Source organism: Burkholderia sp. KCJ3K979 (assembly GCF_016759955.1).
In the GTDB taxonomy this organism is placed as follows: domain Bacteria; phylum Pseudomonadota; class Gammaproteobacteria; order Burkholderiales; family Burkholderiaceae; genus Burkholderia; species Burkholderia orbicola.
This window is the reverse complement of record NZ_JACFYV010000007.1, coordinates 27,081-43,180: the sequence shown is the minus strand read 5'-3', so window position 1 is coordinate 43,180 and position 16,100 is coordinate 27,081. Positions and strand designations below refer to the sequence as shown.

Genomic DNA, 16,100 nt, shown 5'->3' with positions numbered 1-16,100 from the left:
TTACCGCGCGCTGGCGCTGGAGGACACAACGGCCGGGGCGTCAGGTGTCGCCGTTGCCGAAGGGGGCGTGCTGTTGATTTTTACGATCGCACCGAGCGGAAGACGGTTCTGGCCAGCCATCACCACGATGTCGCCAGGCTTGACGCCTTGGGATACGAGAACCTCCTCCCCGAGCCGGCGGCCGGTGATGACCGGCACGGCAACCGCCTTGCCGACTCCCTGCGCGTCGGCCCCTTTCACGACCACCACACTGTCACCAGAGGCCGAAGTCTGGATCGCCGTCAGCGGCAATACGATATTGTCCGTCGTGGCGGGCAATACCAGCCGCGCCGTCACATACATGCCGGGTTTCAGCAACCGGTCGGTATTGGGCAACAGCGCCTGAACGGCCACATTGCGGGTTTCTCCATCGATACGCGGTTCGATGGCGCTGATCCTGGCGGTGAATACCCTCCCCGGCACAGCATCCACCGTTACCTGAACAGGTGCGCCCGACGTCAGCCTGGACATATCCTGCTGCGGCAACGTGAAGTTGACATAGAGCGGATCGAGCTGGGTCAGCGTGGCGATCGCGTCACCGGCATTGAGATACTGACCCAGGTTGATCCGTCGGATACCTAACCGACCGGAGAACGGCGCGCGAATCGACTTTTGCTGAATGCGTGCGTCCAGTTGCCGGACTGCCGCCGCAGTCTGGGCAGCGTCCGCCATATGTTGTTCGAGCAATTCGCGCGGTTCCGCACCGGTAGGCGCCAACGCTTGCGAACGCCTGAGTTGCAACTGGGCGAAATCGGCTTTGGCCACGGCAGCGGCACGATCTGCTTGTTCGGGGGCATCGTAGAGCTGAATCAGCACCGCCCCTTCCTTCACGGACTGGCCTGCGTCGAAATTGACGGCGGTCACTCGCCCCGAGGTATCGGGAGCCAGCAGCACTTCATGCACGGCTTGCAGGCTGCCAACGGCCTGCCACTCGTCGGCCACACTGCGAGGCTCTGCGCGGATCGTCGAGACAGGCATCGGCGGCATGGCCTGTTGTTCTGCGCCGCCGCTTCGAACAGCGCGCCAGGCATACAGCAGGCCGAAGACAATGACCAGCCCAACAACGCTTATGACAATGGGTTTGGTACGGGAGATAGCGGCGGTGCTCATGCGCGCCCCGCTTGAGCAAAGGGGATCGAGATGGCGCTTGAACGGCCACGCATGGCCGATCTACCGATGATATGTGAGTGCACGGGTATTCCTCGGGTAGGACGAAGTACTCGGCCGGCCAGAGAACAGGCATGGCAGGCCACGATGAGGCGCAGCCTACCCGTGCAACCACACTTCTACACTGCGAAATCTAGTCAATTTATTTCGCAATACGGCCATCTCGATGGAAAGACATACACTTGGCCTGATTGAACAAGGAATTGGCCAAATCTCGCTACGGAGGTGTGTCGGCGAATCGGTAAATTGATGATCCCGATAATGCAAATGAGTCTCGTTTAATGTCTAACACGCCTCATATTGAAGGGCAATGCGCGGTACATCGCTCTCCCTTTCATCAATCCCTTGGCAGAAGTTCAGGCTCGATCGATGCGATGCGCGAAGGGCTCCCGGCGTGTGGCTTGCGTGTCGTCCGTACCGTCCGACATACATTGCTCAACGCAACGATTGCCGCAGCCGTCGCCGTCGCTGCTCCAGACGTGTTCGCTACCGAAGGAAAGCAAGCGCAATCAACCACTGAGTCGCCGGATAGCGGCACGTCGGCATCGAGCGCAGAGAGCACTGTCCTTGAGCCCGTCACGGTCACCGCCCGGAAAACAACCGAACGCCTTCAGGATGTGCCTGAAAGCATCACGGTTCTGCAGGCGAAGACCTTGAAGGAATCGCCCTTCGACCCAGGTGTGGCTATCGCCGGCCATGCGCCCAATGTGCAATGGGTCAGCCGCGCCACAGGCTCCCAGTGGTTCTCGATTCGCGGTGTCAGTTCACTTGGGACGCCTGCCAACTACTCCGATGGCACGATCGCATTCAATGTCGATGGTGTGCCGAACAGCATGATGAGCGCGTCGAACATGTTGCTCGACGTCGACCATATCGAAGTGCTGCGCGGTCCCCAAGGCACGCTATGGGGAACCAATGCGCTGGGCGGCGCCATCAACGTTGTCACGAAGCAGCCTGACGGAACTCGGGATGTTCACGTGACAACCGAGGTCGGCGATCACGGCTATCGCATGGGCGAGGCAGTTCTTGGCGGCAATATCGTGCCCGGACAACTTGATGGACGGATGGCGATCCGTTATGGCCATGAGAATGGCGATATCAGTAGCCGTTACACCGACAAGCTGGGCAAGCGCGACATAGGCGCATTCCGTGGAGGACTACGCTTCACGGGGCTGGACGACACGCTCATCACAGTGACGGGTAACTATTTGCATGATCAGGCTAACTCCCCGCTCTATGTCCTGCGTAGCGCCAGTCAGTTTCCGACCAGTGGCATCCTGACCGAGCCGGACTTGAAGACAACGCAAGCGGGCGCCACCGTGACCGTCGAGCATTTTTTCAAGAATTTCCAGCTCACTTCCATCAGTTCCTACCAGCACAACAAGCTGGAAAGCGAACTCGATCTCGTGGACAAACTTGTCTATGACGCGATCGGGTTCCCCGCATCCAGTAACGTGGGCCACTCGACGGATCAGGAGAACATCTTCAGCCAGGAGATTCGGCTGAATTCACTCGAGGGTGCCCCGGTTCGCTGGGTCGTCGGTGCCAGTGCCATGCGAACCAACGGCATACGCTGGTGCAGCAGTACGCAGTGCGCGCCGCCTCCGTATTCCGGCTCAGTCGCGATGAAAAGCAATCTCGACACGACCAATCTAGGACTGTTCGGGGACGTTTCGATCCCCTTTGCGAACCGCTGGGAGTTCTCGATCGGCGGTCGGGTAAGCCATGACAATATCGAGATGAAGCAGGACAACTCCCTGGGCCTCGCTTCGCTGACCGGCTCCAATTCAACGTCGCAAACCTATCCGACAGGTCGGGTAGCACTGTCCTTCAAGTGGACGAACGACATTCAAAGCTACGTGTCGGTGGCTCGTGGTCACGCGTCACGGGTGTACCCGCTCTTTAGCTATCCGGTCGATGGCATCGTGGGCAACCCCTATCCGGCCGCTTTGGGGTGGACTTACGAAGCGGGCGTCAAGGCCGATCTTCTCAGCCATCGTCTTCAGATCGATGCCAGCGTCTATCACAACGACATCAAGAACGGTGTCATGTCCTATCTCGATCCGTCGCTTGGCGCCTTTCGGACGACATACCAGGACTACAAGACCAGTGGTTTCGAATTGCAGGCGCGCGCGCTCATCGCTGAAGGCTTGAGCTTCTCCGGGGGCGTCGGCTACATCCATAGCGAACTCGGAGCCAACGGCGCCGCGGTCAATACGGTCACTGGCAATCCTGTTCCGAACACACCGAAATGGACGGCGACGGCCGGGCTGCAATACGAAACCTCAGCCAAGGCGATTCATTTGCCCGGCAAGCTCTCTGCCGACCTTCAATACCAATACACAGGCAAGCGCACCGCGGATATCGACAAATCTTATTACCTTGATGCCTATAGCCTTGTGAATGCCCAGATTGGATGGAAAAACAAGGATCTCGAAGTCTATCTGTTCGGCCGCAATCTTTTCGACAAGCGCTATGAAACCTTCGGCAGCCTGTACTCGGGCATGCAGCTGGTTTCGGTCGGTCGCGGCCGTACTTTGGGGGTAGGTCTGACCAAAAGCTTTTGATTGCCGTCAGTATGGGCATCTTGTCATCTACCTTCGCTTCTCCACAAGATTCACACGATTGCGGGAGCCGATGCCATCCCCCCCGTGATGCCGAGCGAAACACTCGAAGGACAATTGCATGCTACATCCGACTCAACGTGCCGGAGCATCGATTTCTCCGTAAGTTTGCGCGGACGAACTTCAAACGTTAAACGGGCAGGTAAGCGCCTCCAATACGAAAACAACAACAGGGCGAGTTCGGCCAAACATGCATGAAAAATCCGATATTGGAAAATTTTCCACGATCATTCCCGCATAGGGAGGTAGGTTACACCCTTAATGTGCAGAAGGCGGCCAATTATTCGAAGACAACCTATTGAGACTGCGGACATCTTTTCTGAGAAACAACACCCCTTTCGTACACACAAAGGGATTCAACATCCCCGTACCGGCAATCGACAACACAACTGTACCGGTACTGTACAGAAAACCATCGCTACACTGATCTCCATCCCAGCCTCGAACCGAATGGAGAATCCGCGATGGAATTCCTCACCCTCAGCGCGCTGCCCGCCGGCATGCTGTTCGCGCTCGTCACGTCGATCACGCCCGGCCCGAACAACACGATGTTGCTCGCATCCGGCGTCAACTTCGGGTTCCGCCGCACGATGCCGCACCTGTTCGGCATCAGCATCGGCGTCGCGATCCTGATGCTGTGCGTCGGCTTCGGCCTCGGCGAAGCGTTCAAGCGCCTGCCGCTGCTGTACACGATCCTCGAAGCCGCGAGCGTCGCGTACCTGTTGTACCTCGCGTGGCGCATCGGCACGTCGGGCGAAGTGAAGGCGCACGGCGCCAAGCCGCGGCCGATGACGTTCATCGAAGCCGCCGCGTTCCAGTGGGTCAATCCGAAGGCGTGGATGATGGTGCTGACCGCCGCGACGACAATCCGGCTGTCCGCCGATTACGGGATGAATGCCGCATGGATGTCCGTCGTGTTCATCCTGATCGGCTTCCCGTGCATCTGCCTGTGGGCCGCGTTCGGCCTCGGCCTGCGGCGCTTCCTGTCGAATCCCCGCGCGCTGCACCTCTTCAACGTGACGATGGCCGTGCTGCTGATTCTGTCGCTGTATCCGCTCGTCGCCCATTTGCTGCCGCAGTGAGCGCTCACAAGCGCCCGTTGAGCTTCACGTGATGCAGGCGTACCCTTTCGGTACGGGCGCGTGCAGCCGCTTCGGCGGTTGCACCGCTGCTCTGCATGGAGATTGCTGATGAAGCCAATGCTGAGAGCGGGCGAGCACATCGAAGGCATGCACTGGATCGCCGAATATCACCCGCTCACGCACGATATCCGCGTGCTGCGCGAGAACATCGAAGTCGGCACTTACTGCGCGCCACCGACGCTGTTCGGCGACGAGGAAGGCATGGGCGCCGCGAACCACGACGATCATCGCGGCCGGGAAGCCGCGCTGCGCGCGTATCTGCGCAACTTCGTCAAGGAACACGACGCGGAGGAGTAACGGTACGACGGCCGAAATGTCGACGGGCCGCGAAAGCGGCCCGGTCTGCTGTCGTCCGCCGGTCGATCTGCTCGCGACCAGCCTGAATCGATCATGCACGGGGCCGGCGCCACGCACCGGCCCGCCCGTCGCTCAATGCCCGAGCGACTCGATCTTGCCTGCCGGGTGCGCCACGCCATGCGGCCGCGCCATTTGTTTGATCAACAGCGCGACACACGCGAGCACGCCCGCGACGGCGATCGTCGCGAACACACCCGCAAACGAGAAGTGCCGGCGCGTCAGTTCGGCGACGAGGAACGACCCGGCGATCCCGCCGAAACGGCCGACGCCGAGCATCCACGCGACACCCGTGCCGCGCCCTTCGGTCGGATAGAACGCGGCGGCCAGCGCCGGCATCGACGATTGTGCGGTATTCATCAGCACGCCGGCCACGAACACGACCAGCACCAGCAAGCCGACGTTGCCGGCCGCCTGCCCGATCGCATACACGCTCACCGCCGTCAATGCATAGCACACGGCGATCACGCGGTTCGCGTTGAAGCGGTCCATCAGCACGCCGCACAGCACGGCGCCCACGCCGCCGAGCGGGAACAGCGCGGAGATCAGCGTCGCGCTCTTCGGCGTCAGCCCCGCATCTTTCAGCAGAATCGGCATCCAGTTGATCGACGCGTAGAAGATCACGAGGCCCATGAAGTACGCGAGCCACAGCATCACCGAGCCGACGATGTACGAACGCGACAGCACGACGCCGAGGCCCTTGCCGCCCGTCTGCGGCGCGGCTTCGGTCAATGCGAACGAGCCGGCGTTCAGCGCGTCGCGCGAGATGCGCGCGAGCGTGGCGCGGATCTTGTCGATGGACTGGCCGCTCGCGACCATGAAGCGCACCGATTCCGGCATCTTCAGCAGCAACAACACGCCGAGCAGCAGCGGCGTCACGCCGCCCAGCATCAGCACGCTGCGCCAGCCGAAATGCGGAATCATCCACGCAGCGAGGAACCCGCCGAACGCGGCGCCCAGCGGGAAGCCGCAGAACATCAGGTTGATCACGGTCGCGCGACGCTTGTCCGGGCAGAATTCGCCCATCATCGTGACCGCGTTCGGCATCGCCGCGCCGAGCCCAACGCCCGTGATGAAGCGCAGGATGGTCAGGTGTCCGATCGTGTTCGAGAACGCCGACATCAGGCACGCGACGCCGAACAGGAACACCGAGCCGAGCAGCAGCGAGCGGCGGCCGAGGCGGTCGGACAGCGGGCCCGACACGAGCGCGCCGCACGCGAGGCCGAACAGCGCGGCGCTCAACACGGGCGCGAGATCGGGCTTGGTGAGGTTCCATTCGCCCAGCAACGACGGTGCGATGAAGCCGATCGCGGCCGTATCGAAGCCGTCGAGCAGCACGATCACGAAACACATGAGGAACACGAGCCACTGAAAGCCGCCGAACGGCTGCTCGTTGATGAAGGTCTGGACATCGACCACGGGTGTGCGATTCATCGCTAGTCTCCTTGTCGGCCGAAGTGGGCGCGTCAGCGCTCGATCGGTCGCATCCAACATTGATATATGCAAGAAGCGCGGCCTCATGGCCGCGCCTTTCCTTCGTTCACACACCGATTCGCTGCCGGTGCGCTCGTTGATCGTCACGGCTCGCCAGCATCAGCGGGCCGCGCGATCGGATCACTGCCGGCGCTTAACCAGCAGCGCCATCCTGTTCCTTGAAGATCTTGTCCGCGAGATGGAACGCGGAATTCGCGGCCGGCACGCCGCAATAGATTGCGGTCTGCAGCAGCACTTCCTTGATCTCGTCGCGCGTCACGCCATTGTTGCGCGCGGCGCGCAGGTGCAGCGCCAATTCCTCGCCGCGGTTCAGCGCCACCATCATCGCGATGGTCAGCAGGCTGCGCGTATGACGCGGCAGCCCGTCGCGGGTCCAGATCTCGCCCCATGCATAGCGCGTGATCAGATTCTGGAATTCGTCGGTCACCTCGGTGCGGTTCTCGATCGAACGGTCGACGTGCGCGTCGCCGAGCACCGCGCGGCGCACCTTCATTCCTGCTTCATAACGTTCCTGGTCGTCCATCGCCGGTGCCTCACGCAGTCAGGAAATCGAGCAACGCGCGGTTGAAACCGCTGGTGCACTCGATGTTCGAAATGTGCGCGGCGTCGAATTCGACGTGCAGCGCACCGGGAATCGCGGCGGCAAGCGCGCGGCCCTGGTCGGGCGGCGTCGACATGTCCTTCGCGCCGGTCACGACGAGCACCGGCAACGCGATGCCCTTCACTTCCTCGCGCAGGTCGGCCGCGTTGAGCGCGTCGCAGTTCGCCGCATAGCCGTCCTTGTCGGTATGCACGAAGGTATCGCGGATCGCATCGAACAGGCGCGGTTCGCGTTCGACGAATGCGTCGGTGAACCAGCGCGGCAGCACGGCGTCGGCGAGCGCGGCCATCCCTTCGGCGCGCGCCTTCTGCGCACGCGGCGCCCACACTTCCGGCGAGCCGATCTTCGCGGCGGTATTCGACAGCACCGCGCGCACGATGCGCGACGGGTAGCGCGCGGCAAGCGCGGCGCCCGTCAACCCGCCCATCGAGATGCCGCAGAAATGCGCGCAGTCGATGCCGACGTGGTCGAGCAGGCCGATCACGTCACCCGCCAGTTGCTCGATCGTGTACGAACCGGCCGGCGCGTCGGAATGGCCGTGGCCACGCGTGTCGTAGCGCAGGATGTTGAAGTGCTGCGTGAGCGGGCGGATCTGCGGCGCCCACATCTGCAGATCGGCGCCGAGCGAGTTCGAGAAAACGAGCCACGGCGCGTCGTCGCGTGCGGCACGGTCGATCCGGTAATGCAGTTTCACGCCGTTGACAGTGGCGAAAGGCATCTCAAGGTTCTCCTGGTTATTTCGCACCCGCGTGCAGCGCGAGCACGGCGTCGACATAGGCCTGCGCCTCGCCGACGTAATGTGCGGGATCGAGCAGCCGCGCCAGCGCGTCGCGCGACAGGTGCGCCGACACGGTCGCATCGGCGGCGAGTACGTCGAACAGCGTCGCCCCGGTGCGCACGGCTTCCTTCGACGCATGCTCGACGACGTGATGCGCATCGAGCCGGCCGATACGATCACCGAGCGCGAGCATCACCGCTTCGCCGAGGATCAGCCCGTGCGTGAGGTCGAGGTTCGCGGCGAGGCGGTCGGTGTTCACGTCGAGGCCCGCGACGATCTGCGCGATCTGCGCGAGCGCGCCGCCGGTCAGGCGCGCGAGATCGGGCAACGCATCCCATTCGGCCTGCCAGCCGCCGAGGGCGCGCTCATGCTCCTGCACCATCCCCGCGAACACGGTCGCGACGAGGTTCGGCGCACGCACGGCGGCCGTCAGCACGGCCGCGCAGCCGACCGGGTTGCGCTTGTGCGGCATCGTCGACGAGCCACCCTTGCCGGCAGCCGCCGGTTCGCCGAGCTCGCCGACTTCGGTCTGCATCTGCAGCGACACGTCGCGCGCGATCTTGCCGAGCGTGCCGGTCAGCATCCCGAAGCACGACGCGGCTTCCGCGATGCGGTCGCGCTGCGTATGCCACGGTACGGCCGGCAGCGCGAGCTTCAGGTCGGCCGCGAGCGCGGCGCTCACGCCGGCCGCATGCTCGCGCAGGCTCGCGAGCGTGCCGGCCGCGCCGCCGAACTGCAGCACGAGCGCGCGCTCGCGCAGCTCGGCAAAACGCGCGCGATGGCGCAGCAGCGCATCGAGCCATTGGGCGAATTTGAGGCCGAGCGTGATCGGCAGCGCTTGTTGCAGCCACGTGCGGCCGATCATCGGCGTCGCGCGATGGGTGCGCGCGAGCGCCGCGAGCGATGCACAGGCTTCGTCGAGCAGCGGCTCGAGCACGTCGAGCGTGTCGCGCAACTGCAGCACGGTCGCGGTATCGATGATGTCCTGGCTCGTCGCGCCCCAGTGCACGAACTTCGCGGCCTCGGGGTCGTCGGCCTTCACTTGCGCGGTGAGTTGCTTGACGAGCGGAATCGCGAGATTGCCGCCGAGCGCCGCGCCGTGCGCGAGGGCCTCGGCGTCGAGCCGACCGGCGTCGCACGCACGTTCGATCGGCTCGACCGCGGCGGCGGGAATCACCTGCTGCGCGGCGAGCGCGCGCGCGAGGGCGGCCTCGACGTCGAGCATCCGCTGGATCGTCGCGCGGGGCGACCAGATCCGGTTGAGCGGCTCGGTGCCGCAAATCAGGGAGGTCAGGCGGGCGCTGTCTTCGAGCATGGCATCGGAATGGGGAAACGGCGTGCGCCTATTGTCTACCCAAGCGTGCCGGCGTGCGCTCGAATGCGCGCACCGGCATGCTTGCCGTTCAGGCGGCGGCCTTTTGCGTCGCGTCGATCAGCGGCACGCCGGTCAGCTTCTGCAGCTCGTCGAACGACAGGTCGGTGAAGATCTCGCTCACCGCGAGGCCGTCGGCCGTCACGTCGAGCACGGCGAGATCCGTATAGATGCGGCTCACGCATTGCACGCCGGTGACCGGATACGAGCACTGCGCGACGATCTTGCTCTCGCCCTGCTTCGTCAGGTGCTCCATCATCACGAACACCTGCTTCGCGCCGATCGCGAGGTCCATCGCGCCGCCGACGGCCGGAATCGCATCGGGCGCGCCCGTATGCCAGTTCGCGAGGTCGCCGTTCGCCGACACCTGGAACGCACCGAGCACGCAGTAGTCGAGGTGGCCGCCGCGCATCATCGCGAACGAATCCGAGTGGTGGAAATACGCGCCGCCGGTGAGCAGCGTCACGTGCTGCTTGCCGGCGTTGATCAGTTCGTCGTCTTCCTCGCCGGGCGCGGGCGCCGGGCCCATGCCGAGCAGGCCGTTCTCGCTGTGCAGGAAGATCTCCTTGCTCGGGTCGAGGTGGTTCGCCACCAGCGTCGGCACGCCGATGCCGAGGTTCACGTACGCGCCTTCGGGGATGTCCTGGGCGACGCGCTTGGCCATTTCATCGCGAGTCAGTCGTTTCATGTCGGTTTGCTCCAGGTGGGTCAGGCGGCTTGCGATGCAGCGTGCTCGGCGGCCAGCTCGGTCGCGTGCGCGGCCTGCGGCACCTCGACGATGCGCTGCACGAAAATGCCCGGCGTCACGATGTGTTCCGGGTTCAGCGCGCCGAGCGGCACGACTTCCGACACCTGGACGATCGCGACCTTCGCGGCGCTGGCCATGATCGGCCCGAAGTTGCGCGCGGTCTTGCGATACACGAGATTGCCCCAGCGATCGCCCTTGTACGCCTTCACCAGCGCGAAATCGGCGTGGATCGGCGTCTCGAACACATACGGCTTGCCGTCGATCACGCGCGTTTCCTTGCCTTCGGCGAGCTTGGTGCCGTAGCCGGTCGGCGTGAAAAAGCCGCCGATGCCGGCGCCCGCCGCGCGGATGCGCTCGGCGAGGTTGCCCTGCGGCACGAGCTCCAGCTCGATCTCGCCCGCGCGGTACAGCGCGTCGAACACCTGCGAGTCGCTCTGGCGCGGGAACGAACAGATGATCTTGCGCACCTTTTTCGCCTTCAGCAGCGCTGCGAGACCCGTCTCGCCGTTGCCCGCGTTGTTGTTGACGATCGTCAGGTCGCGCGCGCCCTGTTCGATCAGCGCGTCGATCAGTTCGGACGGCATGCCGGCCGTGCCGAAGCCGCCGATCATGATTGTCGCGCCATCGTGGACGTCGGCAACCGCCGACTGAAGCGATTCGAAAATCTTGTTGACCATGTCTCTTCCTGATGCGAACCCGCGGCTCGTGCGCGGCCTGTCGAGGGGACACGCGCGTGTCGCGTGCCGCGCCGGAGGCCGTCGTCGACCCTCGGCTTTTGTTCGCTATTCGAACCTAGATTCGATTAGCGAACGATGGGCCGATCATAGAGTCGCGCACAGCGCGTTGTCAAGGCGGGTTCCCTCGGGGGCCGTCGCGTCGTCGAACGGCAAACCGACGTAGTTTTCGGCGAGCGACTGCGCGGCCGCTCGCGAACGCGTCACGTATTTCAGCTCCGCAACCTTCAGGCGATTGACGAACGGCGAGTCGTCCGGCGACGCATGCAGCATGTTCGTCATGAAGTACGAGAAGTGCTCGGCGCGCCACACGCGTTCGAGGCAGGTCGCCGAATAGCGCTCGAGCGGCGTCGCGTCGCCCGTCCGGTAGCGCGCGCCGAGCGCGCGGGACAGCGCGCGGACGTCGGCCACCGCGAGGTTCATCCCCTTCGCGCCGGTCGGCGGCACGATGTGCGCGGCATCGCCGGCGAGGAACAGGCGGCCGTGCTGCATCGTCTCCGACACGAAGCTGCGCATCGGCGTCACGCTCTTCTGCGTGATCCGGCCCTCGGTCGGCGTCCAGCCGGTGTCGTTCGAGAAGCGCGTGTGCAGTTCGTCCCAGATCCGTGCGTCGGACCATTCGGCGAGGTCTTCATCCGGCTTGCATTGCAGGTACAGGCGCGTGACCGTCGGCGAGCGCATCGAGAACAGCGCGAAACCGTTGTCGTGATGTGCGTACACGAGCTCGTCGAGCGACGGCGCCGCGTCCGCGAGGATGCCGAGCCATGCGAACGGGTAGACGCGCTCGAACGTGTTCAGCCGCTCGGCGGGAATCGTCTGGCGCGCGATGCCGTGGAAGCCGTCGCAGCCGGCGATGTAATCGCAGTCGATGCGGTCCGCGCGGCCATCCGCGTGCTTGAACGTGACGAACGGATGCTCGCTTTCGACGTCGTGCAGCGCGACGTCGCTCACTTCGAAGTGCATCCGATGGCCGTGCTCGATGCCGGCCGCGATCAGGTCGCGCACGACTTCGTGCTGGCTATAGACGGTGATCGCGCGCCCGCCGGTCAGTTCGGACAGGTCGATACGGTGGCGCTGGCCGTCGAACAGCAGCTCGATACCGTGATGTTCGAGCCCCTCGCGGCGCATCCGGTCGCCGAGGCCGGCTTCGTTCAGCGTGTCGACCGTGCCCTGCTCGAGTACACCGGCGCGGATGCGGTTCTCGCAGTATTCGCGGGAACGCGCCTCGACGAGGATGGAATCGACGCCTTGCAGGCGCAGCAGGTGGGAAAGCAGAAGGCCGGACGGACCGGCGCCGATGATCGCGACTTGGGTGCGCATTGTTCGTCTCCAGAACATTAATTCGAATCGTGGAACACATTTGAGCGCTTTCCCGACTATGCGGCAACGCGATTCAGGAGATATGTTGTATACGTTTTGGAGATACCGGCCCGGCCATGGAAACGCTCGATCTGAATCTGATTCCCTACCTCGTCGCGCTCGACGACACGCGCAACGTGAGCCGGGCGGGCGACCTGCTCGGCGTGAGCCAGCCGCGCGTGAGCACGGCGCTCGGCCGGCTGCGCGAATACTTCGGCGATCCGCTGTTCGTGCGCACGTCGCGCGGCATGGAACCGACGCCGCGCGCGCTGGCGCTGCTGCCGGCCGCCCGCGACGCGCTCGCGCAGATCGAGCGCGGCCTCGTCGCGCCGCACGACTTCGATCCGGCCGCGAGCACGCATACGTTCTCGATCGCGCTGTCGGACGTCGGCGAGATCGTGTTCCTGCCGAAGCTGTTGCAGGCGTTCGCGATGCACACGCCGCACGCGAACCTGCGTTCGGTCTCGCTCGCGCACGACGAAGTCGGACGCGGCCTCGAAGCCGGGTCGATCGATCTTGCAGTCGGCTACTTCCCCGATCTCGACGGCAACAACTTCTTCCAGCAGCGGCTGTTCACGCACCGGTTCGTCTGCCTGATGCGACGCGGCCATCCGTTCGAGCAGACGCCGCCGTTCACGGTCGAGCAGTTCCTCGCGTGCGGGCACGCGGTGGTGCGCGCCGAAGGCCGCAGCCAGGAGGTGCTCGAGAAATATCTGGCCAAGCAGCGCATGCAGCGCCGCGCGGTGCTCGAAACGCCGCACTTCATGAGCCTGCCGTTCATCCTGAGCCGCACCGACCTGATCGCGACGGTGCCGCACGCGATCGGCTATGCGTATGCGGCCGAGCACGCGTTCATCGTGCCCGTCGAGCCGCCGCTCGCGTTGCCGCGCTTCGACCTGAAACAGCACTGGCATCGCAAGTACCACAACGACCCGCGCACCGCGTGGCTGCGTGGCGTCGTCGCGTCGCTGTTCAACGACGAACAGGACGAATGGCCGAAGTGAGGAAGGAGGCGCGGCGGCACGCACGCACGAGCGGCGAAAGCATGAAACAATGGCCGGATATCGGCCGCCGCAGGCGGCCTTCGATGGAGCCACTACATGGGTAAGGGAAAGAAAACCACACAGCCCCAGCCGGTCGCCTCGCGGCCGAGCCGTGAAGAAGCCGAAGACGCCGTCCGCGTGCTGTTGCGCTGGGCCGGCGACGATCCCGCGCGTGAAGGCCTGCTCGACACGCCCGCGCGCGTGGTGCGCGCATACGAGCAGTTCTTCGCCGGCTATGCGCTGGAGCCGCGCGACATCCTCGCGCGCACGTTCAGCGAAGTCGACGGCTACGACGAAATGATCGTGCTGAAGGACATCCGCTTCGAGAGCTACTGCGAGCACCATATGGTGCCGATCATCGGCCGCGCGCACGTCGCGTATCTGCCGAACCATCGCGTCGTCGGCATCTCGAAGCTCGCGCGCCTCGTCGACGCGTTCGCGAAGCGCCTGCAGATCCAGGAAAAGATGACCGTGCAGATCGCCGACACGCTGTTCGACGTACTGCAGCCGAAGGGCGTCGGCGTGATCCTCGAAGCCGCACACCAGTGCATCTCCACGCGCGGCGTGCACAAGCCGGGCGTCGAGATGGTCACGTCGCGCATGCTCGGCACGTTCCGCACCGATCCGTCGACGCGTCGCGAATTCCTGTCGATCGTCGCGAATCCTTCCTCGGTCAACCTGACGAATACCTGATGGAGCAGACGAAGCAAACGGCGCACGCGCCCGTCGTGCTCGTGACCGGCGCCGCGCGCCGGGCCGGGCGCGCGTTCGCCGAGTATTTCGCCGCGCACGGCTATCGCACCGCGGTGCATTACGACCGTTCGGCCGATGCCGCGCACGCCGCCGCCCGCGCGATTGCCGAACGCGGGCACGATTCGGTGGCGCTGCAGGCCGACCTGTCCGATGCCGCGCAGATCACCGCGCTGATCGATGCGGTCTATGCGCGCTTCGGCCGCCTCGACGTGCTGGTCAACAACGCGTCGGTATTCTGGCAGGACCATTTCCCGAGCTTCGATCTCGCCGCGTTCGACCAGGCGTGGGCCGTCAACTGCCGCGCGCCGATCCTGCTCACGCGCGCGTTCTACGAGCGGGCTCGCGCGGCCGGCACGCAGGGCGTCGTCGTGAACGTGGTCGACCAGAAGATCAAGGAAAACTTCCACCGCGACCATTTCAGCTACACGGTCGCGAAGGCCGCGCTCGGCAACCTGACGCAGATGCTCGCGCTGTCGTCCGCGCCGGTGCTGCGCGTGAATGCGGTGTTCCCGGGGCTGATGCTGCCGAGCGACGACCAGACGCAGGCCGACTTCGAACACGCGAGCCGCGCATCGACGCCGCTCGCGCGCATCGCGGGCCCCGACGACGTCGCCAGCGCGATCCTGCTGCTCACGGGCAATGCGTACAACGGCGTGGATTTCGTCGTCGATGCGGGCCAGAACCTGATCCGCGTCGATCAGGACGTGCTGTACAAGCACCGCTCGCCGGACGGCAAGCACTGAGGCTTCGATGAACGCAGGCGGCTGCACGCCGCCTTCGTGCGCCGGGACGAGCCGGCTTCGCGCCGCTCACGCCCGAGCGCGCGCGACGGCGGCCCGGCCGCCGAACCATTGCGCGTCATCCGCCGCGTTGCGCGGAACGACGCCCGCGCATTCGCCCACCGCGTTACGGCTTCTCGGCGCTCCCGCCTTCGCGGACCTTGCCCTGCGCGACGCTCGTGCCGGGCGGCACGCTGTGGGTGAGCCACACGTTGCCGCCGATCACCGAGCCGCGCCCGATCGTCACGCGACCGAGGATCGTCGCGCCCGCATAGATCACCACGTCGTCCTCGACGATCGGGTGCCGTGCATTGCCCTTCACCAGCGCGCCTTCGCCATCGGCCGGGAAACTCTTCGCGCCGAGCGTGACGGCCTGGTACACGCGCACGCGCTCGCCGATGATCGCGGTTTCGCCGATCACGACGCCGGTGCCGTGATCGATGAAGAAGCTCGGGCCGATCTGCGCGCCGGGGTGGATGTCGATGCCGGTGGCCGAGTGCGCGATTTCATTGATGAACCGCGCGAGCAGCGGCACGCCGAGCTGGTGCAGCGCGTGTGCGAGCCGATGGTGCATCATCGCGAACACGCCGGGGTAGCACAGCAGGATCTCGGTGATGTGCTGCGCGGCCGGATCGCCCGCGTACGCGGCCTGGATGTCGCTGACGAGCAGCGCGCGGATCGCCGGCAACTGCCGGCCGAACTCGCGCGCGATCTCGAACGCGCGTTCGTCGAGCTCGGCGAACGGCGTATCGACATGCTCGGGCAGGAACGGCAGCGCACGGCGGATCTGCTCGGACAGGATGCGCAGCGTGCTTTCGAGCGTGTGGCCGACGTAGAAGTCGACGCTTTCGTCGGTCAGGTCGGGCGCGCCGTAGTGCGTCGGAAACATCGACGCGCGCAGGCCGGTCACAATCTTGCAGATCGCATCGCGCGACGGCAGTTCGCGGATGCCGCGCGGATGGCGCGTGCGATGGAGTTCCTCGCGCGACTCGCGCAAGCCGGCGACGATTTCTTCGAGGCCCCACTGACGGGCGGGTGATGTCGACATAAGCTAATGCGGGCAGCCGCGCGCGGATGCGCGGCCGCTAATAAAGTGACGGGTTCCGCAAGATT

15 protein-coding genes are annotated in these 16,100 nt (G+C 64.7%); 6 read left to right on the top strand and 9 right to left on the bottom strand.

Annotation, left to right across the window (positions count from 1 at the left end; all coding sequences use genetic code 11):
* Positions 1-1,149 (bottom strand): efflux RND transporter periplasmic adaptor subunit, encoded by a 1,149-nt coding sequence (locus tag H3O04_RS03250; protein WP_124477401.1) that lies wholly within the window; start codon positions 1,147-1,149, stop codon positions 1-3.
* A 338-nt stretch (positions 1,150-1,487) separates the two neighbouring features.
* Here H3O04_RS03250 and H3O04_RS03245 point away from each other — a divergent pair, with 338 nt between their 5' ends.
* The 3 genes from H3O04_RS03245 (at position 1,488) to H3O04_RS03235 (ending at position 5,269) form a co-directional block, all read left to right on the top strand.
* A complete protein-coding gene (locus tag H3O04_RS03245; RefSeq protein ID WP_124477400.1) occupies positions 1,488-3,773 on the top strand; it encodes a TonB-dependent receptor in 2,286 nt (761 codons plus the stop codon).
* 521 nt (positions 3,774-4,294) lie between these two features.
* Positions 4,295-4,912 carry a LysE family translocator gene (locus tag H3O04_RS03240; protein WP_124592195.1) on the top strand — a complete coding sequence of 206 codons (618 nt, stop codon included), beginning with the start codon at positions 4,295-4,297 and terminating at the stop codon, positions 4,910-4,912.
* 108 nt (positions 4,913-5,020) lie between these two features.
* Positions 5,021-5,269 carry a hypothetical protein gene (locus tag H3O04_RS03235; RefSeq protein WP_011548706.1) on the top strand — a complete coding sequence of 83 codons (249 nt, stop codon included), beginning with the start codon at positions 5,021-5,023 and terminating at the stop codon, positions 5,267-5,269.
* Positions 5,270-5,401: 132 nt separating this feature from the next.
* Here the strand turns inward: H3O04_RS03235 and H3O04_RS03230 are convergent, their stop codons facing one another.
* From H3O04_RS03230 to pobA, 7 genes are all read right to left on the bottom strand, one after another.
* On the bottom strand, positions 5,402-6,760 hold the full coding sequence (locus tag H3O04_RS03230) for an MFS transporter (protein ID WP_023474922.1): 1,359 nt from the start codon (positions 6,758-6,760) through the stop codon (positions 5,402-5,404).
* 193 nt (positions 6,761-6,953) lie between these two features.
* Positions 6,954-7,343: a 4-carboxymuconolactone decarboxylase gene (pcaC, locus tag H3O04_RS03225; protein WP_011356714.1), complete on the bottom strand. Its 390-nt coding sequence runs from the start codon at positions 7,341-7,343 to the stop codon at positions 6,954-6,956.
* Positions 7,344-7,353: 10 nt separating this feature from the next.
* Complete coding sequence (gene pcaD, locus H3O04_RS03220; RefSeq protein WP_011548708.1) at positions 7,354-8,139, bottom strand: 3-oxoadipate enol-lactonase; 786 nt, start codon at positions 8,137-8,139, stop codon at positions 7,354-7,356.
* Positions 8,140-8,155: 16 nt separating this feature from the next.
* Positions 8,156-9,514 carry a 3-carboxy-cis,cis-muconate cycloisomerase gene (locus H3O04_RS03215; RefSeq protein WP_202587126.1) on the bottom strand — a complete coding sequence of 453 codons (1,359 nt, stop codon included), beginning with the start codon at positions 9,512-9,514 and terminating at the stop codon, positions 8,156-8,158.
* Positions 9,515-9,602: 88 nt separating this feature from the next.
* Positions 9,603-10,259, bottom strand: a complete 657-nt coding sequence (locus H3O04_RS03210) for a CoA transferase subunit B (protein WP_006482308.1) — start codon at positions 10,257-10,259, stop codon at positions 9,603-9,605.
* 20 nt (positions 10,260-10,279) lie between these two features.
* Positions 10,280-10,996, bottom strand: coding sequence for a 3-oxoacid CoA-transferase subunit A (locus H3O04_RS03205; RefSeq protein WP_124592193.1), 717 nt, complete (start codon positions 10,994-10,996; stop codon positions 10,280-10,282).
* A gap of 144 nt (positions 10,997-11,140) precedes the next feature.
* Positions 11,141-12,373: a 4-hydroxybenzoate 3-monooxygenase gene (pobA, locus tag H3O04_RS03200; RefSeq protein ID WP_202587125.1), complete on the bottom strand. Its 1,233-nt coding sequence runs from the start codon at positions 12,371-12,373 to the stop codon at positions 11,141-11,143.
* A gap of 116 nt (positions 12,374-12,489) precedes the next feature.
* Between pobA and H3O04_RS03195 the strand changes: the two genes are divergently transcribed.
* The 3 genes from H3O04_RS03195 to H3O04_RS03185 all read left to right on the top strand — a co-directional run bounded on the left by H3O04_RS03195 (position 12,490) and on the right by H3O04_RS03185 (position 14,951).
* Entirely contained in the window at positions 12,490-13,416 is a 927-nt protein-coding gene (locus H3O04_RS03195; protein WP_202587124.1) for a LysR family transcriptional regulator, read from the top strand.
* A gap of 96 nt (positions 13,417-13,512) precedes the next feature.
* Positions 13,513-14,148 carry a GTP cyclohydrolase I FolE gene (folE, locus tag H3O04_RS03190; RefSeq protein ID WP_011548713.1) on the top strand — a complete coding sequence of 212 codons (636 nt, stop codon included), beginning with the start codon at positions 13,513-13,515 and terminating at the stop codon, positions 14,146-14,148.
* On the top strand, positions 14,148-14,951 hold the full coding sequence (locus H3O04_RS03185) for an SDR family oxidoreductase (RefSeq protein WP_202587123.1): 804 nt from the start codon (positions 14,148-14,150) through the stop codon (positions 14,949-14,951). The genes folE and H3O04_RS03185 overlap by 1 nt, the downstream gene beginning before the upstream one ends.
* Positions 14,952-15,114: 163 nt before the next feature.
* On the opposite strand, the gene epsC is transcribed toward H3O04_RS03185, so the two are convergent.
* Complete coding sequence (gene epsC / locus H3O04_RS03180) at positions 15,115-16,035, bottom strand: serine O-acetyltransferase EpsC (RefSeq protein WP_023474928.1); 921 nt, start codon at positions 16,033-16,035, stop codon at positions 15,115-15,117.
* Positions 16,036-16,100: the final 65 nt, after the last annotated feature.